A 20941-nucleotide genomic window follows, 5' to 3' on the forward strand; every position below is an offset into this window, starting at 1 on the left:
GTCCGGTGTGTCCGGGTGGGTGGGGGTGCTGTGCGGCGAGTGTGCGTGCCGCGCGGGGTCGTGTGCCGTCCGCGGCTGTGTGGGGGGCTTGTCGCGCAGTTCCCCGCGCCCCTATGGGGCGCTCACCACTGGGGTGGGCTGGCGATCGATCTGGCCAGGACGTCGTCCAGGACTCTCGCCGTCTCCGGGACGTCCAGCTGGGAGTTGTCGATGATCGGCAGACCGGATCCGTACCAGCCGGCCATGCGGCCGTGGATGCGGGCGACCTCCTCGTCCGACAGCCGTCGGTTGCCCGAGCGCTCCGCGTTGCGTTCGAGGACGATGTCCAGCCCGGGCAGGAGGACGACCGGCAGCAGACCCGGTCCGACGTGGCGCTTCCAGCCGCCGAGACCGACGACCGGGCGGTCGGGGAAGACCGCGTCGTCGAGGATGCACGAGATGCCGTTGGCCAGGAAGTTCCGCGCGGCGAAGCCGCAGGTGCGGCGCGCCAGGCGGTACTGCGCCTCGGAGTTGTCGTTCCACCCGGACTGGGGGTCGGCGAAGCCGGAGCGGACCCACTCGCGTACGTCGTCGAGGCTGATGTGGGCCGTCGGGACCCGGCGGTGGTCCGCCCAGTACTTGGCGACGCTGGTCTTGCCCGCACCCGCGGGGCCGATGAGCAGCACCGCGAGCGTCGTACCGGCGGGGTCGGGAACCGTCGCCGCGGGCGGAGCCATGGGCATGGCCACGGGGCCGCCGGGCGGCAGCGGCACATGGCCGGTGGTCTCCGGCGCCGATGGGGCGCAGGAGGAGGCCGGTCCGGGCGGGGGCGCCGGATATCCCGGTGCCGGGGGCGGCGGGGGCACGGGCACGGAGCCCTGGTGGGCGCCCGCGCTCTGCGGGCCGGGGTGATGTGCGGCCGGCGACCAGCCCGTGGCCGGTCCGTGCCCCGGCTGATGGGGCGGCGGCAGCGGAGAACCCACTGCGTGCTGCATCCGGTGCCACTCCGTCTCGTACAGGCGATGGGCGCTGACAGGGGGCGGAACCCCTTGCTACCGAACGGTACCGCCCCCGGTCGTCGATGTGTGAACGGCCGGGGGCGGCCCGAAGTGCCCGGCTCCGAAGGTGAATTCGGGCGGAAGGCGCGTCGGAGGACTTACTGCCCGACTTCGCCGTACGCGGCGAGCAGCACGGCCGGGTCGGGTCCCTCCAGGACGGTGGGCTTGGCCAGACCGTCGAGGACGATGAAACGCAGCAGGTTGCCGCGGGACTTCTTGTCGACCTTCATGGTCTCCAGCAGCTTGGGCCACTGGTCGTACCGGTAGTGCAGGGGCAGTCCGACCGCTTCGAGGATCGTGCGGTGACGGTCGGCCGTCGCGTCGTCCAGCCGGCCTGCCAGGCGTCCCAGTTCGGCGGCGAAGTGCATGCCGACCGAGACGGCCGCGCCGTGGCGCCACTTGTAGCGCTCGTTCTTCTCGATGGCGTGGCCGAGGGTGTGCCCGTAGTTGAGGATCTCGCGCAGGCCCGACTCCTTCAGGTCCGACGACACGACGTCGGCCTTGACCCGGATGGAGCGCTCGATGAGCTCCGCGGTGTGCGGGCCGGCCGGGGTGCGTGCGGCCTCGGTGTCGGACTCGATGAGGTCCAGGATCACCGGGTCGGCGATGAACCCGGCCTTGATGACCTCGGCGAGGCCGGAGACGTAGTCGTTGACCGGCAGGGAGTCCAGCGCGGACAGGTCGCAGAGCACACCGGCGGGCGGGTGGAAGGCGCCGACGAGGTTCTTGCCCTCGGCGGTGTTGATGCCGGTCTTGCCGCCGACGGCCGCGTCCACCATGGCGAGCACGGTGGTGGGGATCGCGATCCAGCGCACGCCGCGCAGCCAGGTGGCCGCGACGAACCCGGCCAGGTCGGTGGTCGCACCGCCGCCTACGCCGACGACGACGTCGGTACGCGTGAATCCGGACTGGCCGAGCGCCTTCCAGCAGTAGGCGGCGACCTCGGCGGTCTTGGCCTCCTCCGCGTTGGGCACCTGGATGGCGATGGCCTCGTAGCCCTGCTCGGCCAGGTCGGCGCGCAGGGCGTCACCGGTCTCGGCCAGCGCCTCGGGGTGGAGGATCGCGACCCGCTGGGCCTTCTCGCCGATCAGACCGCCGAGTTCACCCAGCAGCTGCCGGCCCACCAGGACCTCGTACGGGTCGGTGCCCGCCGTGCCGCCGACCTGGATCCGGGTGACTGCCTCGCTCATGCTTCCTTCAACTCCAGTGCGTCCAGGGCTGCTTCGGTGACCTCTTCGGGCGTCCGGCCGTCGGTGGCGACCACGGCCGTGGCAACCTCTTCGTACAGATGGCGACGGGCCTCCATCAGCTCGCGCCACTGCTTGCGCGGGTTGACCGCGAGCAGCGGGCGGGCCGTGTTGAGGCCGGTGCGCTTGACCGCTTCCTCTACGTCCATCGACAGGTACGCCACGCGCTGCCCGGCGAGCAGTGCGCGCGTGTCGGTGTCGAGGATCGCTCCCCCGCCCAGGGCCAGGATGCCGTCGTGCTCGGCGAGCGCCCGGTGCACGGCGGCCTTCTCGATCGCCCGGAAGGCGGGCTCGCCCTCGTCGACGAAGATCTCGGCGACGGTCCTGCCCTGCTCGGCCACGATGTCCTCGTCGGTGTCCCGGTAGGAAGCGCCGAGCCGCTCGGCCAGCAGCTGCCCGACGGTGGACTTGCCCACACCCATCGGCCCGACCAGGACGACCAACGGCCCGCTCATCGGATGGCGAGGTTGTCGAGGTACGACGTCACATTGCGGCGCGTCTCCGCCACCGAGTCGCCACCGAACTTCTCGGCGACCGCGTCCGCGAGCGCCAGGGCCACCATGGCCTCGGCGACGATGCCGGCGGCCGGGACCGCGGAGACGTCGGAGCGCTGGTGGTGGGCCTGCGTGGCCTCGCCGGTCGTGACGTCCACGGTCTGCAGGGCGCGCGGTACGGTCGCGATCGGCTTCATCGCGGCGCGCACCCGCAGCAGCTCACCGGTGGTCAGACCACCCTCGGTGCCACCGGAGCGGCCGGAGGTGCGGCGGATGCCGTCGTCGGTCTTCACGATCTCGTCGTGCGCCTTGGAGCCGGGCACGCGGGCCAGCTCGAAACCGTCGCCGATCTCGACACCCTTGATGGCCTGGATGCCCATGAGGGCACCGGCGAGGCGGGCGTCCAGCTTGCGGTCCCAGTGGACGTGCGAACCGAGGCCGACGGGCACGCCGTAGGCCAGGATCTCGACCACACCGCCCAGGGTGTCGCCGTCCTTGTGGGCCTGGTCGATCTCGGCGACCATCGCCTTCGAGGCGTCGGCATCCAGGCAGCGCACGGGGTCCGCGTCCAGCTTCTCGACGTCGGCCGGGGTCGGGTACACGCCCTTCGGCGCCTTCGCCCCCGCCAGCTCCACCACGTGGCTGACGATCTCGACGCCGGTGGTCTCCTTCAGGTACGAGCGGGCCACCGCGCCCAGTGCCACGCGAGCGGCCGTCTCACGCGCCGAGGCACGCTCCAGGATCGGCCGGGCCTCGTCGAAGCCGTACTTCTGCATACCCGCGAGGTCGGCGTGGCCGGGGCGCGGGCGGGTCAGCGGGGCGTTGCGGGCGAGCCCGTCGAGGATCTCCGGGTCGACCGGGTCGGCGGCCATGACCTGTTCCCACTTGGGCCACTCCGTGTTGCCCACCATGACCGCGACCGGGGAGCCGAGAGTGAGGCCGTGCCGGACGCCGCCGAGGAAGGTGACCTCGTCGCGTTCGAACTTCATCCGGGCACCGCGCCCATAGCCCAGGCGCCGCCTCGCAAGATGGTCCGCCACCATGTCCGTGGTGATCGGCACGCCGGCGGGAAGGCCCTCCAGCGTCGCGACGAGTGCGGGGCCATGGGACTCCCCCGCGGTCAGCCAGCGCAACCTGCTCAACGGTGCTCCTCAGTGCTCGCGCTCTGGTACTGCCCTGCGTACGCGCCTCGTCGCGTACGGCGACGGCGTGACCGGGTGCGCGGCCCGGTCCACCATCTCCGATCCTCCCACGCCGGGGCCCCTTGCCCGGCGCCCGGTCCATCAAGCGGACGCGTTCGCGGACGGCCCCTCGCCCTGACGCCGCTGCGGCGCGTACGCCCCGAGGAAGTCGGCGCCGCTCGGCTGCTGGGCGGGCTGCGCCTGCTGCGGGGCGTAGGCCCCCAGGTGGTCGGCGCCGCTGCCGCGCTGCTGGGCCGGCTCTGCCTGCTGCGGCGCGTACTGTCCCAGGTAGTCCGCACCGCGCCCCTGCCCGTGCTGGGCCGCCGCGTGGATCGGCTGCCCGTTGCGGAGAGCACGCCGGTAGTCGATCTTGCGCTTGATCTTGACGACCCAGGACGCCACGACGGCGAGCACGATCAGGGCGAGCACCGTGATCTGCACCCAGTCGGGCAGGAATCCCAGCAGGGACTCGAATATCTGGGACTTGACGGATGCCTGAGGCAGGCCTGCGGACATGACGGACGTTCCCCTCCCCTGTTCCGCCCCCTGCGGAACCGAGAGCGGATCTTATCGGTCGGCGAGAGCCCGCTCGCCCGCTTTTCGCATGGCGTCCAGGGGCGCCGGTGCCAGCCCCGTCATCTGCTCGACCTGGAGCACAGCCTGGTGCACCAGCAGGTCGAGCCCGCTGACGACGGCACCGCCGTACGCCGACCAGCGGGCGGCGAGGTCGGTCGGCCAGGGGTCGTACAGCACGTCGAAGAGGGCCGCCGGGCGTTCCGGTACGGACCGGGCGAGGGCGTCGGTGACACCGGCCGGCGTGGTACTGATCACCAGCGGGGCGCGCAGGGCCTGCTCGGCATCCGCCCAGTCGGCGATGCGGACGGAGACGTCCAGCCGCTCGGCCCACTGCCGCATCTCGGCGGCCCGGGCCTCGCTACGCACGTACACGGCGATCTCGCCCGGGCAGATCCGGGACAGCGCGGCCAGCGCGGACGAGGCGGTGGCGCCCGCGCCGAGGATGGCGGCGGAGTCGACCTGCTCGATGCCGTGCTCGCGCAGCGCCGCGACGATGCCGGGGATGTCGGTGTTGTCGCCGATACGGCGGCCGTCCTCGGTGAACACGACGGTGTTGACCGCCTCCACCGACGCGGCGGTTTCACTGACCTCGTCCAGCAGCGGGATGACGGCCCGCTTCAAGGGCATGGTCAGCGACAGCCCGGCCCACTCGGGGCCGAGCGTCTCGAAGAACGCGGGCAGCCCGGCCTCGTCGACCTCGAACCTGTCATATATCCAGCCCGCCAGGCCCAACTCCTGATAGGCGGTGCGGTGCAGGACCGGGGAGAGCGAGTGGGCGATCGGGGAGCCGAGTACGGCGGCCCGGCGGGCGTGGGCGTCAGTTCCCCGTGCTGGCATGGAACTCATCCTACGCATCCCACATCTCAGTCTCACAACCGGGCTCTCACCATGCCTCACTCGACAGGAACCCAGCAAGCTGGATGAGCGATAAGCAAAACCCACATCACTGCTGCGATAGATCCTACCGCGCTCGCGGCCCGCTCCTCATGTCATGCCGTTCAGCGCCAGGCCCAAGGCAAGACAGCCCATATCTAGGCGCGGTCGGACCTAATGGGGCCACAGGTTTCTTTGTAGACCGTGAGGCCCTTGCCGAGGCAGGCCTGGAGACGGACAGTGGCACCCTCGCGTATCCAGCTCCTGGGTATGGTCTCGCAGGTGTTAACCCCGCCCGATGCCCAATCTTCCCCCTGCTGCTCGACCTCCTCCCCCACGACCCAGAGCAGGGTTACCGCAGCGTAGCCGTCCTTCTTTTCGTCGCACGTGACGGTTTTATCTCCGTTCGCCACCCAATGAGCGGATGCCCCTCCGCTAGCCGAATAGGTGACCCCGTCCGCATAAGCCGGAACCGCCGCAAATCCAATAGCAGCAATTCCCATAGCCGCAACAGGCCCTAGACGAGCCATCTTCATAGTTTCTCCCATTAAGGACGTCGAGAAGCCAGGTCACCACGGTCTGCGATCACCAGGATGAGGTTAGCGATCTTAGCGCATATGAACGGCCCCGAAAGTCGATTCAATACCACCCGCCAACGGCACGATAGGGGCGCATCGACTCAAGCACGACCATGATGGACAGAGAGGGCGCCTCACATTCGAGCCTAGTGGGCGCAAATTGATCCCCCCTTGCCTGGCAGGAAGAGTGCTACTACTGAGCTTGAATGCCTTATTTCGTCATGGTGGCTGGCGTCGCATTCCTATGCCGCTGAGCCAGTCGTCGAAGCCGTCGTGGCGGTACGGAGCTGGCGGCGTAGGTCGCATCGGACGGAGCCTCAAGTCTGCGCCGGTCACCGAAGGAACGACTGAGCCATTGGTGCATCGCACGCAGGAACAGACCAGCGGCCCCATGAAGGGAATGGAGGTTGGCCCAGACCAGCGCAATCCGGCCAACAAGCTGCTGCTCTGTAGTCCGAATCAGGTCGCGATTGTCTTCGCAGGGGAACGCTCTGGGTCTCTCGGACCGGGCATAGGGCAGAACCGGCACATCAACGGCGAGGATCGCGGCGGGAGGCGTTGTGATCCTCCTTCCAGTTGGGTAGTCCCACGTCCTGGTAGCAACGGTAGTGCGATCAGGCCCGGTGACTCCGTCGGGCGACCACCGTGGGGGTGATGGCGACTGCGGCTTTGGCCCGGATTCCTCCTGTGCCCGGCAGTTGTTGTGATTGCCGGGCAGCGGCTTGCCGACAGCGACGACCCAGCGAGTGTCGGCGTCGATGACGACCTGTTGGTGGAGCAGCGGTTGTTCTTCCCGACACTGGAGGCGGCCACGAACCGGTCGTGTGGGGAACAGTGCGTCCACGATGACACGGTGTCTTTGCGGCACCGTCGCCGCGGTTGGAGGGCGAGTACCGGCCCGAGGTGGACGACCCGGTCGGCCGCCGACTTCGAGACACCGAACAGCGGGTCAAGCTGGCGCAGTGTGAGGTTAGTGCGCCAGTACGCGGCCACCAGCAGCACCTGGTCCTCCAGCGGCAGCGACCACAGCCGGTCTCTGCGGACGTGGTCGGCCCCTCACGGCGCAGCGCGGTGATCAGCTCAGTGACACTGATACGCCCGAACGGAAGTGATCGGTCCCGAGGGATGCACGTCCTCCTTTGAGCATGCGTCGGCGCGAAGTTGCATCCCTTTGCTATCCACTGTTCCGTGAGGCATTGAACTGGTCTACCAGCTTCTGATGTTCGGCGTTCGTCTTCGTGAACTTGCTGGTCTTGCCGTCGAGCGAGATGAAGTAGTACCAGCCGTCGTCCGTCGGGTTGAGGGCGCCCTTGATGGCGTCCTCGCCCGGGTTGTCGATCGGCCCCGGCGGCAGGCCCTTGTGGAAGTACGTGTTGTACGGGTTGTCGTAGTTCCGCAGTTCGCTCAAGCTCAGGTCGATCTTGCTCTGATTCTTGATGTAGTTGTAGGTGGAGTCGAACTCCAGCATGCCGTTGGTCTGCGGGTTCCCGGGCTTCATGCGGTTGTAGACGACCTCGGCCATCTTGCGGAAGTCGTCGTGGCTCGTGCCCTCGGCCTGGACCAGGCTGGCGACGGTGACGAGCTGCCACGGGTCCTCGAGTCCGAGACTCTTGGCCTTCTTCTCGACCCCGAGCTTGTCGTACGTCGCGGTGGCCCGCTGGACCATCTGCTTCAGGACGGCCTCGGGCTTCTGCCCCTCGCTCACGCCGTAGCTGGAGGGGAAGAGGAAGCCTTCCAGCGGGTCCTTGACCTCGGCGTGGTTCTGCGCCCAAGCGGGCAAGCCGAGCTTCTTGTAGTCCTTCTTGGCGACGGCAGCGGTAGTGCCGACCTTGACCTTGAGACGCTTGTCGATGAGCCGGTAGATGTCGGCGTTGCGCTTGCCCTCCGCGATGATCAGGTTGTCGCGGCTCTTGGGGCTGAGCATCAACTCGACCGCGCTCCCGGCCGACATTTGCTTCTGCAGCGTGTACACGCCGGCTTGGATGGTCCGGCCTTCAGGGTTGCCGGCCTGGGCCGAGACGAAGGCGTCGACGCTCTTGACCACACCGGCGGACTTCAGCGCCCGCCCGATCGCATAACCGTCCGCGCCCTCCGGGATCTCGACGGACACCTGCTGCCCGTTGCCCCCACCCGCGTAGTCCGGGGCGTCGCCGAAACGGTCCTGGTAGAACTGGTAGCCGAAGTAGCCGGCGCCCGCCAGGCCGCCGCCGAGGATCACGGCGACCAGCAGGCAGGCCATGCCGTTGCGGCTCTTCTTCTTCGGTTTCCCGCCGCCGCGTCCGCGCTTGTCGTCGCGACCGCGACGACCCTCCGGCTCCTCGCCGCCGTCGTCGTCATCGTCGCCGCCCGCGAAGAAGGCGTGTTCGCCCTGGTCGGGCCCTGGGTCCCAGTCGGTGGCCGGTTCGTGAGCGGGCTCATGAGCGGGTTCCTGTGCGGGCTCTGCCCCATGCCGGCCGGGCGGCTCCGGGGGTGGATACGCCTCAGGCGTGCCGTAGTAGTCCTGCTGACCCCCGCCGTACGCACCGGCCTGCTGCCCGTACGGATCCTGTGGGTCACCGGAGTACGAGACCTGCTGGTGGGGGTCGTTGGCCCAGCCACCGGTGTCGTACTGCTGCTGGTGGTAGCCCTGAGCCTGGTGATGTCCGTGGTCCTGCTGGCCGGGGTACTGCTGGTTCCCGTGGGCCTGCGCCGCGTACTGCTGGTCGTACGGGTACTGCTGCTGCGCCTGACCGTATCCGGCCTGGTCAGCGGTGCCCCAGTCGCCGTACTGCGGCTGCTGCGGCTGCTCTGGATAGTGCTGCGGCTGGCCGCCGTAGGGGGACTGCTGACCCTGATGGGCCTGCTGTCCGCCCCATCCGCCGTCCCCGTACAACGGGTCCTCCGGATGCCACGGTTCGGAGCCTTGGCCCCGGCCATACTCAGTCATCGATCCCCTAGAGCCGCGAGGCGGCGGTCGCGCGACTTCCGGCTCGGCTCCCGTCCCGCCTCTTGCTGTGCGGAGGCTGTTCGAACGCCGCCGCATCGCGCGGAACGTTACCGTATCGCGATCAGATGACCACTTCGACGCCTTCGCCGGGTGCTTTACCTGACATCCGTTCGGATTCGAGGGCCTGTTGCAGGATGATCACGGCTGCGGCCTGGTCGATGACGGACCGGCCCTTCTTGGATTTCACACCGGAGGCGCGCAGTCCCTGACTGGCCGTCACCGTCGTCATGCGTTCGTCGACGAGTCTCACCGGAACCGGGGAGATCATGCGGGCCAGCTCCTGGGTGAAGCCGCGGACCTTGACCGCGGCCGGGCCCTCGCCCCCCTTCAGGGAGCGCGGGAGCCCGACCACGACCTCCAAGGGCTCGTACTCCTCGACGAGTTGCTTCAACCGCCGCTGAGCCGCGGGGATGTCACGCCCCGGAACCGTCTCCACCGGGGTGGCGAGGATCCCGTCGGGGTCGCACGAGGCGACCCCGATGCGGGCGTCCCCGACGTCGATCGCGAGTCGACGTCCTTTGCGCATGCTGTCCGACCCGTCTCTTACTTGGCCGTCTCGGTGACCAGGCGCTCGACGGCGTCCACGGCGTCACCGATGGCGGCCGGGTTCTGGCCGCCGCCCTGGGCGACGTCCGGCTTGCCGCCACCGCCGCCACCGAGGGTCTTGGCGGCCGTACGGACCAGTTCGCCGGCCTTCAGGCCGCGTTCGCGGGCGGCCTCGTTGGTGGCGATGACCGTGAGCGGCTTACCGTTCGCCACCGTGAACAGAGCGACCACGGCGGCCCGTCCGCCCTGGATGCGTCCGCGCACGTCGAGGACCAGCTTGCGCAGGTCGTCGGCGGTCGTTCCGTCCGGCACCTGACCGGTCACGACAGCAACGCCACGGATGTCCTTGGCGGACTCGGCGAGACCGGCGGCGGCCTGGAGGACCTTCTCGGCGCGGAACTTCTCGATCTCCTTCTCGGCGTCCTTCAGCTTGCCGAGCATGGCGGAGACCTTCTCCGGGAGCTCCTCCGGGCGGCCCTTGATCAGCTCCTGGAGCTGGGCGACGACCGTGTGCTCCCGGGCGAGGAAGTTGTAGGCGTCCACGCCGACGAGGGCCTCGATCCGGCGGACACCGGAGCCGATGGAGGATTCGCCGAGCAGCTTGACCAGACCGAGCTGGGCGGTGTTGTGCACGTGGGTGCCGCCGCACAGCTCCTTGGAGAAGTCCCCGATGGTGACCACGCGGACGCGCTCGCCGTACTTCTCGCCGAACTCGGCGATGGCACCCTGCTTCTTGGCCTCGTCGATGCCCATGACGTCGGCGCGGACGTCGAGGTCGCGGGCGAGCACCTCGTTGATCTTCTGCTCGACATCGGTCATCACGGCCGTCGGGACGGCGGACGGGGAACCGAAGTCGAAGCGGAAGCGGCCGGGCTGGTTCTCGGAACCGGCCTGGGCGGCCGTCGGGCCGAGGGCGTCGCGCAGGGCCTGGTGCGTCAGGTGCGTGGCCGAGTGGGCGCGGGCGATGGCCTTGCGGCGGCGGTCGTCGATCGAGGCGTGGGCCTTGGCGCCGACGGTCACCTCGCCGACCTGGACGACGCCCTTGTGCACGTAGACACCCGGAACCGGCTTCTGGCAGTCGCGGATCTCGATGACGGCACCGGTGTCGACCCTGATCTTGCCGGTGTCGCCGATCTGGCCGCCGCCCTCGGCGTAGAACGGGGTGCGGTCGAGGACGATCTCGACCTCGTCGCCCTCGGTGGCGGCCGGGGAGGAGGCGCCGTCGACGAGGATGCCGACGATCGTGGACTCGCTCTCGGTGTCGGTGTAGCCGATGAAGTCGGTGGCACCGGCCTGGTCGGCGATCTCACGGTAGGCACCGGCACCGGCGTGGCCGGTCTTCTTGGCCTGGGCGTCGGCCTTGGCGCGCTCCCGCTGCTCCTTCATCAGGCGGCGGAAGCCGTCCTCGTCCACGGACAGGCCCTGCTCGGCGGCCATCTCCAGGGTGAGGTCGATCGGGAAGCCCCAGGTGTCGTGGAGCAGGAACGCCTTGTCGCCGGGCAGGACGGTGCCGCCGGCGGACTTGGTGTCGGTGACGGCCGTGTCGAGGATGTTGGTGCCGGCCTTCAGCGTCTTGAGGAAGGCGTTCTCCTCGGCGAGGGCGACCTTCTCGATGCGCTCGCGGTCGGTGATGAGCTCGGGGTACTGCTGGCCCATCATCTCGATCACGGTGTCGATGAGGTCCTTGACGACCGGACCGGTGGCGCCGAGCAGGCGCATGTTGCGGATGGCGCGGCGCATGATGCGGCGCAGCACGTAACCGCGGCCCTCGTTGCCGGGGGTGACGCCGTCGCCGATGAGCATCACCGAGGTGCGCATGTGGTCGGTGACCACGCGCAGGGAGACGTCCGAGTCGTGGGCGTCGCCGTAGCGGACGCCGGTCAGCTCGGTGGCCTTGGCGATGACGGCCATCGACGTGTCGATCTCGTACATGTTCTGCACGCCCTGCAGAATCATGGCGAGGCGTTCGAGGCCGAGGCCGGTGTCGATGTTCTTGCTGGGCAGGTCGCCGAGGATCTCGAAGTTGTCCTTGCCGATGCCCTCGCCCCGCTCGTACTGCATGAAGACGAGGTTCCAGATCTCCACGTACCGCTCGTCGTTGACGGCGGGGCCGCCCTCGACGCCGAACTCGGGGCCGCGGTCGTAGTTGATCTCGGAGCAGGGGCCGCAGGGGCCGGGGACGCCCATGGACCAGTAGTTGTCCTTCATGCCGAGGCGCTGGATGCGCTCCTTCGGCACGCCGACGACCTCGTGCCAGATGCGCTCGGCCTCGTCGTCGTCCTTGTAGACGGTGATCCACAGGCGCTCGGGGTCGAGGCCGTAACCGCCCTTGTCCTGGGGGCTGGTGAGCAGCTCCCAGGCGTGCTTGATGGCGCCTTCCTTGAAGTAGTCGCCGAAGGAGAAGTTGCCGCACATCTGGAAGAAGGTGCCGTGCCGGGTGGTCTTGCCGACCTCTTCGATGTCCGGCGTGCGCACGCACTTCTGCACGCTGGTGGCACGGGCGAAGGGCGGCTTGACCTCACCCAGGAAGTAGGGCTTGAAGGGCACCATGCCGGCCGGGACGAGGAGCAGAGTCGGGTCGTCCGCGATGAGCGACGCCGAAGGGACGACGGTGTGACCGCGCTCCTCGAAGAAGCTCAACCAGCGGCGGCGAATCTCAGCCGACTCCATCAGTGGTCCTCATTCCGGTTGTACGAGTACGTCGTCCAGTCGCTGTCGACGGACTTCGGGTTGGTGCGGTTCTCGATGGCGGCGAAGCGCCGGGGGCCGGGGAGCTCGGGATTCTCGTTGATCCCGAGGGCGTCACCCAACTCGGCCTCGCGCACGGCCATGTTGTCCCGGACGTCGAGGGCGAAGCCGACCGCACGGTCCTTGATGCGGTGACCGGCCTCGATCGCCTTGTTCCCGGCGGTTCTGGCAAGGCTCTCGGGGGTCAGCTGCTTCAGCTTGCGATTGACCTTGGTGGTGGCCCACACACCGGCGGCGACGCCCGTGGTGAACCAGAAGGTACGGCGGAACATCGCTGGCTCTCAGTCCCTCTTGTCTCGGGCGCTGCGCCGGGTGATCGTGCGGCCCACGATCACGGTACGCCTGGACGCCTTGGCGGGCACGTCCTCCTTGCCGCCGCCGAGGGCCCGGCGCACGCCGTAGCCGAAGGCCGCGACCTTGACCAGGGGGCCGCCGAAGGTGGAGGCGACGGTCGTCGACAGCGCGGAGGCGTTCGACGTGACCTCCTGGACGTCGGAGGCGATCGAGTCGACCCGGTCGATCTGGGTCTGCGCGGAGCGCACCGCCGCGGAGGCGTCGGCCAGCAGCGGGACGGCCTGGTCGGTCACGTCCGCCACGAGCTTGGTGGTCGCCTTGAGCGTCTGGGCCACCCTCGCCAGCGCGACGGCGAGGAAGGAGACCAGGATCGCCCAGAAGACGGCCACCAGGATTCCGGCAACCTCTCCACCGGACACTGTGTGCACCCGCTCCCTGAAACGTGCCTGAACATCGAAAAAGTCGTGCGACGAGCCTATCGCGCCGGGGGTGGCGCTCCGTACCGGATTACCCCCGGGGCCGGGTCGACCGCGAAAGCCCGCACCGGATCATCCCCCGGCGCCGGGGCGATGGCGAGCGCCCGCACCGGATCACCCTCCGGCACCCGGCCGATCGCGAAAGCCCGCCGCCTCGCCCGCCCGGGAAGGGCGGGGAGACGGCGGGCTGAGGTACCGCGTGCCTGCCGTGGATCAGCGGGCGTAGTACTCGACGACGAGCTGCTCGTCGCAGATCACCGGGATCTCCTTGCGGTTCGGCTCACGGTCCAGGCGGAACGCCAGGCCCTTGAGGTTCACCTGGAGGTAGCGCGGGGTCTCACCGTCGGGGGCGAAGCCACCCTCACGAGCGATCGTGAAGAGGGTCTTCTCCTTCGAGCGCTCGCGGACCTGCACGACGTCGTCCGGACGGACACGGAAGGAGGGCTTGTCGACCTTCTTGCCGTTGACCGCGATGTGGCCGTGGACGACCATCTGGCGGGCCTGGTAGATCGTGCGGGCGATGCCCGAACGCAGAACCAGGGCGTCGAGGCGACGCTCCAGCTCGATGATCAGGGCCTCACCGGTCTTGCCCTGGACCTTGGAGGCACGCTCGTAGGCGCGGACGAGCTGGCGCTCGGACACGTCGTACTGCGCGCGCAGACGCTGCTTCTCGAGCAGACGGACCTTGTAGTCCGAGTTCTGCTTGCGGCCGCGGCCGTGCTCACCCGGCGGGTAGGGGCGGGCCTCGAAGTACTTGACGGCCTTCGGGGTCAGCGCGATGCCGAGGGCACGCGACTTCTTGACCTTGGGGCGGGACTGGTTCGCCACAGTTTTCGCTTTCGTCGTATCGGCTTGTCAGGGTTGTGGGAGGTCGCATCCGCAGCCGGGGAAACCCGCCTGGAACCCTGTCGGGCCCGGGTGGGCAGCCGCTCCCCTGGTCTGGGCACATACGTGCAGCACGCGAGTGGCCCACCGGCCGGTCCCGTCACCAGGACGGGTGGTGGTGGGCTGCCCGCGACACCGTTCGACGGTGCGCGACGCTCCTGGAGCCGATCCCGGGGGATCTGGACTCCGGCCGACTGTCCCGTTCTGACTGCACGGGACGCGGCACTCCGGTCGAGTTTACAGGGTGCTCAGGACCGCTTTCGACCGAGGTTCTTCCGGGTCCACTCCACCGCGTCCGCGTAGCGGGCCTCCGCGCCGTGCCGGGTCGGCTCGTAGTACTCGCGGTTCTTCAGCTCGTCCGGGGCGTACTGCTGGGCCGCGATGCCCTCGGGCAGGTCGTGCGGGTAGACGTAGCCCTGGCCGTGGCCGAGCTTGGTCGCGCCCTTGTAGTGGCTGTCGCGCAGGTGGGCGGGGACGGGTCCGGCGTGGCCCTTGCGGACGTCCTCCAGGGCGGCGCCGATCGCGGTGGTCGCGGCGTTGGACTTGGGCGCCAGGGCGAGGGCGATGGTGGCGTGGCTGAGGGTGAGGGCCGCCTCGGGGAAGCCGATCATGGCGACGGCCTGGGCGGCGGCGACCGCTGTCTGCAAGGCCGTCGGGTCGGCCAGGCCGATGTCCTCGCTGGCGGAGATCATCAGACGCCGGGCGATGAAGCGGGGGTCCTCGCCGGCCTCGATCATGCGGGCCAGGTAGTGCAGGGCCGCGTCGACGTCGGAGCCGCGGATGGACTTGATCAGGGCGCTGGCCACGTCGTAGTGCTGGTCGCCGTCGCGGTCGTACTTCACTGCGGCCCGGTCGACCGTCTCCTCCAGGGTGGTCAGACCGATCTCCGCCTCGCCCTTGTCGAGGGCGGCTCCGGCAGCCGCCTCCAGGGCGGTCAGGGCACGGCGGGCGTCGCCGCCGGCGATGCGCAGGAGGTGGTCCTCGGTCTCCTCGGGGAGGGAGACCGCCTCCTTGAGGCCCCGCTCGTCGGTGAGGGCGCGGCGGATGAGGCTCCTGATGTCCTCGTCCGTGAGCGGTTCGAGGGTGAGCAGCAGGGAGCGGGACAGCAGGGGCGAGATCACCGAGAAGTACGGGTTCTCCGTCGTCGCCGCGATGAGCGTCACCCAGCGGTTCTCGACGGCCGGGAGCAGGGAGTCCTGCTGGGCCTTGCTGAAGCGGTGGATCTCGTCGAGGAAGAGGACGGTCTCCTTGCCGTACCCGCCGGAGGCGCGGCGGGCGCCGTCGATGACCGCGCGGACCTCCTTGACGCCCGCGGTGATGGCGGACAGCTCCACGAAGCGGGCGTCGGTCGCCTTGGAGACGACGTAGGCCAGGGTGGTCTTGCCGGTGCCGGGCGGGCCCCACAGGAGCACCGAGGAGGGCCCGGCCGGGCCGGAGGCCTCCCCCACCAGTCTGCGCAGGGGTGAGCCCGGCTTCAGCAGGTGCTGCTGGCCCACGACCTCGTCGAGGGTGCGCGGGCGCATCCGCACGGCCAGGGGGCTGCTGGACGGCTCCTTCTCCTGGCGTTCTTCGGCTGCGGCGGTGAACAGGTCGGGCTCCACGTCAGAAACCCTAAATCACGGCACTGACAGTCCGGCCCTGCCCCGGAACCGCGGGGCTCAGCTGAGCCAGAAGTCCCACCAGCGGGTCAGGATCAGCATGCCGATGATGCCGATGTGCAGCACCGGCATGACCCACGTGAACTCGCCGAAGAAGCTCTTGAGCCAGCTCGGGGCGGGCAGGAAGCCCTTGCGGATGTTGAACGACGTGACGTACCAGAACATCAGGATCGTGGCGACCCAGGCCAGGCTGCACCACAGGCACAGCGCGTTGATGCGGTACAGGGACTGGAACATCAGCCAGGCGCAGAAGCTCACGCCGAAGAGGCAGCCCGCGTTGAAAGTGAGCCAGTACCAGCGCGGGAAGCGGGCGCGGGCGAGCAGCGCCATGCCGACGCCGATGACGATCCCGTAGCAGACGAGGCCGAGCATCGGGTTCGGGAAGCCGAAGACCGCGGCCTGCTTGCTCTCCATGACGCTGCCGCACGAGACCACGGGGTTGAGGCTGCAGCCGGGTGTGAACGTCGTGCCCGCGACCTTGGCCTCTAGGATCTTGAACTTGTCGATCGTGATGACCCAGGCGGCGAGCAGTCCGGCGGCGCCGGTGATGATCAGCAACAGGGCGAGGGCCCGGCTGCCGCCCTCCGCACGGGGTGCGATCTCGGCGCGCTGCGGCTCTGGCTCCACGGAGACGTCCTCAACTGTCGTCTTGCTCATCACGCCGATCCGTCACTTGAGACCTGAACATCTTCGGGCAGGGCCCATTGTGCCGCACCGGTGCCCGTGTCCACCGTTGCGTGGACATAAGGATGCCGGTCCGGTCGCCCCTGGGGGTTGAGTTCCGGCCGACGCCCGTCGCACGACCGCACGGGGGTGCGAACGCGCCGACCGCATCGGTCTCGGCAAAGCGGAGGAAGGCGCCGTGCCCGGCGCCTTCCTCCGCCCTGTCTCAGCCGAGCCGCGCTTCCAGTTCTGCCACGATCTCGTTCACGCCCACCGCCGTCTGCTCGCCCGACTCCATGTCCTTGAGCTGGACGACGCCCTCGGCGAGGTCGCGTTCGCCGGCGACGACCGTGTAGCGGGCGCCGCTGCGGTTGGCGTTCTTCATCGCACCCTTGAGGCCCTTGCCGCCGTAGGAGAAGTCCGCCGCGATGCCGTTCTTGCGCAGCTCCGTGACCTTGGCGAACAGGACCCGGCGGGCCTCCTCGCCGAGCGGGACGGCGAACACGCTGGTGGTGGCGGGGAGTTCGAGCTCGACGCCCTCCGCCTCCAGGGCGAGGACCGTGCGGTCGACGCCGAGGGCCCAGCCGACGGACGGCAGCGCGGGGCCGCCGATCATCTCGGAGAGACCGTCGTAGCGGCCGCCGCCGCCCACCGCGGACTGCGAGCCGAGGCCGTCGTGGACGAACTCGAAGGTGGTGCGGGTGTAGTAGTCCAGGCCGCGGACCAGCTTCGGATCGTCCTCGAAGGAGACGCCCGCCGCCGTGATCAGCTCACGGACCTCCTCGTGGTACGCCTTGCACGCGTCGCACAGGTAGTCGCGCAGCAGCGGCGCGTCGCCCAGCTGCTTCTGGACCGACTCGCGCTTGTCGTCCAGGACGCGCAGCGGGTTGATCTCCGCGCGGCGCAGGGTGTCCTCGTCGAGGTCCAGGTTCCGCAGGAACTCCTGCAGCGCCGAACGGTAGACGGGGCGGCACTCCTGGTCGCCGAGGCTGTTGAGCAGAATCCGGAAGTTGCTCAGGCCCAGCGAGCGGTACGCCTGGTCGGCCAGGATGAGCAGTTCGGCGTCCAGCGCCGGGTCCTCCGCGCCGATCGCCTCGGCACCCACCTGGGAGAAGTGGCGGTAACGGCCCTTCTGGGGGCGCTCGTAGCGGTAGTACGAGCCCGAGTACCAGAGCTTGACGGGGAGGTTGCCGGCCTTGTGCAGGTTGGCCTCCAGCGCGGCGCGCAGGACGGAGGCCGTGCCCTCGGGACGCAGGGCGAGCCGGTCGCCGCCCTTGGTCTCGAAGGCGTACATCTCCTTGGTGACGATGTCGGTGGACTCACCGACGCCGCGCGCGAAGAGCTCGACGTTCTCGAAGCCCGGCGTCTCGATGTAGCCGTAGCCGGAGTTGCGCAGCGGAGCGGCGATCGCCTCACGGACGGCGAGGTACTTCGCGCTGTCGGGCGGGATCAGGTCGTACGTGCCCTTGGGGGCCTTGAAGGTGCTCACGGAAGGTCTCGTCACATTCCTCGTCGGGGAGCGGGCTGGGCTCCCTGGCCGGCCGCCACCTGCCGCAGATACGGGTTGGTGGAGCGCTCCTGGCCGATGGTCGTCTGGGGGCCGTGGCCGGACAGCACCACGGTCGAGTCGTCGAGCGGCAGGCACACGCGGGCCAGCGAGTCGAGCATCTCGGCCATGTCGCCGCCGGGCAGGTCGGTGCGTCCGATGGAGCCGGCGAACAGCAGGTCGCCCGAGAAGAGGATCGGCGGGATGTCCGCCGCCTCGGGCATGCCGAAGGTCACCGACCCCTTCGTATGGCCCGGCGCGTGCGCGACGGACAGCTCCAGGCCCGCAAGCTCCAGCTTCGCCCCGTCGGTCAGCTCCTTGACGTCGTCCGGCTCCCCCACGGTCAGCTCGCCCAGCAGCGGCATCCCGATGGAACGGCCGATCCCCTTCTCGGGGTCGCTCATCATGTACCGGTCGTCGGGGTGGATCCAGGCCGGCACGTCGTGCGCGCCGCACACCGGGACGACCGAGGCCACATGGTCGATGTGGCCGTGGGTGAGGACGACGGCGACGGGCTTGAGGCGATGCTTCCTGATCGCTTCCGCGACGCCGTCGGCGGCCTGATGGCCGGGGTCGATGATCACGCACTCCTCACCGGCGGCGGGGGCGACGAGGTAGCAGTTCGTCCCCCAGGCCCCGGCGGGGAACCCGGCAATGAGCACGATCGTCCTTCGTTGTGTCGATACGGGCGGCTACGGCTGCTCACAGAGCCTACCGGCGCTGCCGATTCCTCAGCGAACCCATATACGGTACGGGGCACACGCACGCGCTCGGCACACAGGACGCAGGCGTACCGGTCGACGTTCGAGACCCATGAGGAGAGAACCCGGTGGTCAGCCAGGAACAGCGGCGGCGTCAGCTCGCCCGGGAGAAGTTCTTGCGGCAGCAGCAGCGGCGCACGGACGCGCGACGCAAGGCCCGAATCCGCAACTCCGTGATCGCCTCGGTTCTCGGCGTGATCGTGGTGCTCTCGGTGACGGTCTTCCTGACCAAGCCGTTCGAGGACAACGGCAAGAAGGAGAACGCGGGCGCGGAGGTCACTCCGAGCGCCACCCCCAGCAAGGCCCCGGACCCGTGCGAGAAGCCGGCCCCGGGCAAGGTCGAGCCGGAGACCTGGAAGAAGGAACCGGCGATGACCATCGACAAGTCGGCGAAGTACACGATGAAGCTGGACACCACGTGCGGTGAGATAGACGTCGCGCTGAAGGCGTCGGCGGCGCCGCACACCGTCAACTCGTTCAACTTCCTGCTCGGCAAGGGCTACCTGGACCACACCAAGTGCCACCGGCTCACGGACCAGGGCATCTACGTCCTGCAGTGCGGCGACCCGCAGGGCACCGGCATGGGCGGACCGGGCTACACCATCCCGGACGAGAACCTCAAGGACAAGAGCCTCAAGGGCGGGACGTACCCGGCGGGCACGGTCGCGATGGCGAACCAGTACAACGCGCAGACCAAGCAGGGCCGCAACAGCGGCGGCAGCCAGTTCTTCCTCGTCTACCAGGACAGTCAGCTGCCGGCCGACTACACGCCGTTCGGTACGGTGTCCGAGGCGGGCATGAAGGTTCTGAAGAAGATCGCGGACGCCGGAGCGCAGGCCCCGGACCCCCAGACGGGCAATACGGCGCCCAACGCGACGGTCGTGATCAACAAGGCCACGATCACCAAATCCTGACCCCCAACTGCGAAATTTCGGTCGCGCGGGATGCGGACAGGCCCCCCGCCGGTCGCCTATGTTGGCCGTGACGAAACTGTGGACGATGCCCGGGGGAGCTGAGGCCCCCCGCAGGCATCATGTGGAGGAGGCGCTGTGAGCAGCGACCCGTGGGGCCGCGTCGACGAGACGGGGACCGTGTACGTGCGTACGGCCGACGGCGAGCAGGTCGTCGGTTCCTGGCAGGCGGGCTCCCCCGAGGAGGCGCTGGCCTATTTCGAGCGCAAGTACGAGGGCCTGGTTGTCGAGATCGGCCTCCTCGAGAAGCGAGTGAAGACCACCGACCTGTCGGCGAAGGACGCCCAGGCCGCCATCGACCACATCCGGGAGCAGGTCGACGCCCACCACGTGGTGGGCGACCTGGACGCCCTGCGGGTCCGGCTGGACAAGCTCGTGGAGCTGGTGGAGGCGCGCCGCGAGGAGCGCAAGGCGCAGCGGGCCAAGCAGTCCGACGAGGCCCGCCACGCCAAGGAGGCGCTGGTCGTCGAGGCGGAGGAGCTGTCGCAGTCCGACCAGTGGCGGGCGGCCGGTGAGCGGCTGCGGGCCCTGGTGGACACCTGGAAGGGTCTGCCGCGCCTGGACCGCAAGTCCGACGACGAGCTGTGGCACCGGTTCTCGCACGCACGGTCGGCGTTCTCCAAGCGGCGCAAGCAGCACTTCGCGCAGTTGGACGCGCAGCGCGAGGAGGCCCGCAAGACCAAGGAACGGCTGGTCTCCGAGGCCGAGGCGCTGTCGAACTCGACCGACTGGGGCGCGACGGCGGCGCGCTACCGCGAGCTGATGTCCGAGTGGAAGGCCGCGGGCCGCGCTCAGCGCGAGCACGAGGACGACCTGTGGAACCGCTTCCGTGGCGCCCAGGACGTCTTCTTCGCGGCCCGCAGTTCGGTCTTCGCGGAGCGGGACGCCGAGCAGTCGGAGAACCTGAAGCTCAAGGAGGAGCTGGCCGAGGAGGCCGAGAAGCTCCTGCCGGTCTCGGATCTGAAGGCGGCCAGGGCCGCTTTCCGGAACGTGAACGAGCGCTGGGAGGCCATCGGCCATGTGCCGCGCGACGCCCGGCCCAAGGTCGAGGGCCGGATGCACGCCGTAGAGCGGGCCATCCAGGAGGCCGAGGAGGCCGAGTGGCGCCGGACGAACCCGGAGGCACGCGCGCGTGCCGCGGGTCTGACCGGCCAGCTGCAGGCCGCGGTGGACAAGCTCCGGGGCCAGATCGAGCAGGCCCGCGCACAGGGCAACAACGCCAAGGCCGACAAGCTCCAGCGTGAGCTCGACGGCCGGCAGGCGCTGCTGGACCAGGCGCAGAAGGGCCTGCAGGAGTTCGGAGGCTGAGCAGCCGACACCGAGGGGGCTCCCGTACACGTCGTACGGGAGCCCCCTTTTTCGTGTGCCGCTGGGGGCCGTTACGACCTGCTGCCCGCCCGAAGCGAAGGGGGCTTCCTTAC

Annotated in this window: 18 protein-coding genes and 1 pseudogene; 2 read left to right on the forward strand and 17 right to left on the reverse strand. The window is 69.3% G+C overall.

Translation table 11 applies throughout. From position 1 onward, the window contains the following. Positions 1 to 122 precede the first annotated feature (122 nt). From ACFCXS_RS21900 to ACFCXS_RS21980, 17 genes and pseudogenes are all read right to left on the reverse strand, one after another. On the reverse strand, positions 123 to 974 hold the full coding sequence (locus ACFCXS_RS21900; protein ID WP_376645028.1) for a Pro-rich N-terminal domain-containing protein: 852 nt from the start codon (positions 972 to 974) through the stop codon (positions 123 to 125). A 161-nt stretch (positions 975 to 1135) separates the two neighbouring features. Further along, the gene (gene aroB / locus ACFCXS_RS21905) at positions 1136 to 2227 is read right to left on the reverse strand and encodes a 3-dehydroquinate synthase (RefSeq protein WP_053668313.1); all 1092 of its coding nucleotides are present in this window, start codon (positions 2225 to 2227) and stop codon (positions 1136 to 1138) included. Further along, positions 2224 to 2739, reverse strand: a complete 516-nt coding sequence (locus tag ACFCXS_RS21910; RefSeq protein WP_376645029.1) for a shikimate kinase — start codon at positions 2737 to 2739, stop codon at positions 2224 to 2226. Before ACFCXS_RS21910 ends, aroB begins: the two co-directional genes overlap by 4 nt. Continuing rightward, on the reverse strand, positions 2736 to 3920 hold the full coding sequence (aroC, locus tag ACFCXS_RS21915) for a chorismate synthase (RefSeq protein WP_376645030.1): 1185 nt from the start codon (positions 3918 to 3920) through the stop codon (positions 2736 to 2738). Before aroC ends, ACFCXS_RS21910 begins: the two co-directional genes overlap by 4 nt. 141 nt (positions 3921 to 4061) lie before the next feature. Continuing rightward, positions 4062 to 4475 carry a hypothetical protein gene (locus ACFCXS_RS21920; RefSeq protein WP_376645031.1) on the reverse strand — a complete coding sequence of 138 codons (414 nt, stop codon included), beginning with the start codon at positions 4473 to 4475 and terminating at the stop codon, positions 4062 to 4064. 51 nt (positions 4476 to 4526) lie between these two features. Beyond that, positions 4527 to 5372, reverse strand: a complete 846-nt coding sequence (locus tag ACFCXS_RS21925) for a shikimate dehydrogenase (RefSeq protein WP_376645032.1) — start codon at positions 5370 to 5372, stop codon at positions 4527 to 4529. A gap of 1233 nt (positions 5373 to 6605) precedes the next feature. Beyond that, a pseudogene (locus tag ACFCXS_RS21930) lies at positions 6606 to 7030 on the reverse strand (transposase family protein); the annotation flags it as partial. Positions 7031 to 7160: 130 nt separating this feature from the next. After that, positions 7161 to 8912 carry an endolytic transglycosylase MltG gene (gene mltG, locus ACFCXS_RS21935; RefSeq protein WP_376645033.1) on the reverse strand — a complete coding sequence of 584 codons (1752 nt, stop codon included), beginning with the start codon at positions 8910 to 8912 and terminating at the stop codon, positions 7161 to 7163. A gap of 121 nt (positions 8913 to 9033) precedes the next feature. Next, positions 9034 to 9498 carry a Holliday junction resolvase RuvX gene (gene ruvX / locus ACFCXS_RS21940; RefSeq protein WP_376645034.1) on the reverse strand — a complete coding sequence of 155 codons (465 nt, stop codon included), beginning with the start codon at positions 9496 to 9498 and terminating at the stop codon, positions 9034 to 9036. 17 nt (positions 9499 to 9515) lie between these two features. Continuing rightward, entirely contained in the window at positions 9516 to 12188 is a 2673-nt protein-coding gene (gene alaS, locus ACFCXS_RS21945) for an alanine--tRNA ligase (protein WP_376645035.1), read from the reverse strand. Beyond that, positions 12188 to 12538: a hypothetical protein gene (locus tag ACFCXS_RS21950; RefSeq protein ID WP_376645036.1), complete on the reverse strand. Its 351-nt coding sequence runs from the start codon at positions 12536 to 12538 to the stop codon at positions 12188 to 12190. The genes alaS and ACFCXS_RS21950 overlap by 1 nt, the downstream gene beginning before the upstream one ends. Positions 12539 to 12547: 9 nt before the next feature. Further along, positions 12548 to 12988, reverse strand: coding sequence for a DUF948 domain-containing protein (locus tag ACFCXS_RS21955; RefSeq protein WP_376645037.1), 441 nt, complete (start codon positions 12986 to 12988; stop codon positions 12548 to 12550). A 261-nt stretch (positions 12989 to 13249) separates the two neighbouring features. Beyond that, a complete protein-coding gene (rpsD, locus tag ACFCXS_RS21960; RefSeq protein WP_031104240.1) occupies positions 13250 to 13864 on the reverse strand; it encodes a 30S ribosomal protein S4 in 615 nt (204 codons plus the stop codon). A gap of 305 nt (positions 13865 to 14169) precedes the next feature. Then, complete coding sequence (locus ACFCXS_RS21965; protein ID WP_376645038.1) at positions 14170 to 15522, reverse strand: replication-associated recombination protein A; 1353 nt, start codon at positions 15520 to 15522, stop codon at positions 14170 to 14172. A gap of 57 nt (positions 15523 to 15579) precedes the next feature. Then, positions 15580 to 16236 (reverse strand): vitamin K epoxide reductase family protein, encoded by a 657-nt coding sequence (locus tag ACFCXS_RS21970; protein WP_376645039.1) that lies wholly within the window; start codon positions 16234 to 16236, stop codon positions 15580 to 15582. A 232-nt stretch (positions 16237 to 16468) separates the two neighbouring features. Then, entirely contained in the window at positions 16469 to 17731 is a 1263-nt protein-coding gene (gene hisS, locus ACFCXS_RS21975; RefSeq protein WP_376645040.1) for a histidine--tRNA ligase, read from the reverse strand. 11 nt (positions 17732 to 17742) lie between these two features. Then, positions 17743 to 18450 (reverse strand): MBL fold metallo-hydrolase, encoded by a 708-nt coding sequence (locus tag ACFCXS_RS21980; RefSeq protein WP_376645041.1) that lies wholly within the window; start codon positions 18448 to 18450, stop codon positions 17743 to 17745. Between the two features lie 167 nt (positions 18451 to 18617). Between ACFCXS_RS21980 and ACFCXS_RS21985 the strand changes: the two genes are divergently transcribed. Both ACFCXS_RS21985 and ACFCXS_RS21990 read left to right on the forward strand, forming a co-directional pair. Then, positions 18618 to 19463 carry a peptidylprolyl isomerase gene (locus tag ACFCXS_RS21985; RefSeq protein WP_376645042.1) on the forward strand — a complete coding sequence of 282 codons (846 nt, stop codon included), beginning with the start codon at positions 18618 to 18620 and terminating at the stop codon, positions 19461 to 19463. Between the two features lie 135 nt (positions 19464 to 19598). Next, on the forward strand, positions 19599 to 20828 hold the full coding sequence (locus ACFCXS_RS21990; RefSeq protein WP_376645043.1) for a DUF349 domain-containing protein: 1230 nt from the start codon (positions 19599 to 19601) through the stop codon (positions 20826 to 20828). Positions 20829 to 20941 lie beyond the last annotated feature (113 nt).

The organism is Streptomyces sp. NPDC056373 (assembly GCF_042262425.1).
In the GTDB taxonomy this organism is placed as follows: domain Bacteria; phylum Actinomycetota; class Actinomycetes; order Streptomycetales; family Streptomycetaceae; genus Streptomyces.

What these genes read in the sequence shown, in the direction of transcription:
- mltG (WP_376645033.1), bottom strand. Translation starts at nt 8,912, where the DNA reads ATGACTGAGTATGGCCGGGGCCAAGGCTCCGAACCGTGGCATCCGGAG.
- ruvX (WP_376645034.1), bottom strand. Translation starts at nt 9,498, where the DNA reads ATGCGCAAAGGACGTCGACTCGCGATCGACGTCGGGGACGCCCGCATC.
- aroB (WP_053668313.1), bottom strand. Translation starts at nt 2,227, where the DNA reads ATGAGCGAGGCAGTCACCCGGATCCAGGTCGGCGGCACGGCGGGCACC.
- ACFCXS_RS21925 (WP_376645032.1), bottom strand. Translation starts at nt 5,372, where the DNA reads ATGCCAGCACGGGGAACTGACGCCCACGCCCGCCGGGCCGCCGTACTC.
- ACFCXS_RS21900 (WP_376645028.1), bottom strand. Translation starts at nt 974, where the DNA reads ATGCAGCACGCAGTGGGTTCTCCGCTGCCGCCGCCCCATCAGCCGGGG.
- ACFCXS_RS21970 (WP_376645039.1), bottom strand. Translation starts at nt 16,236, where the DNA reads ATGAGCAAGACGACAGTTGAGGACGTCTCCGTGGAGCCAGAGCCGCAG.
- alaS (WP_376645035.1), bottom strand. Translation starts at nt 12,188, where the DNA reads ATGGAGTCGGCTGAGATTCGCCGCCGCTGGTTGAGCTTCTTCGAGGAG.
- ACFCXS_RS21910 (WP_376645029.1), bottom strand. Translation starts at nt 2,739, where the DNA reads ATGAGCGGGCCGTTGGTCGTCCTGGTCGGGCCGATGGGTGTGGGCAAG.
- ACFCXS_RS21950 (WP_376645036.1), bottom strand. Translation starts at nt 12,538, where the DNA reads ATGTTCCGCCGTACCTTCTGGTTCACCACGGGCGTCGCCGCCGGTGTG.
- ACFCXS_RS21920 (WP_376645031.1), bottom strand. Translation starts at nt 4,475, where the DNA reads ATGTCCGCAGGCCTGCCTCAGGCATCCGTCAAGTCCCAGATATTCGAG.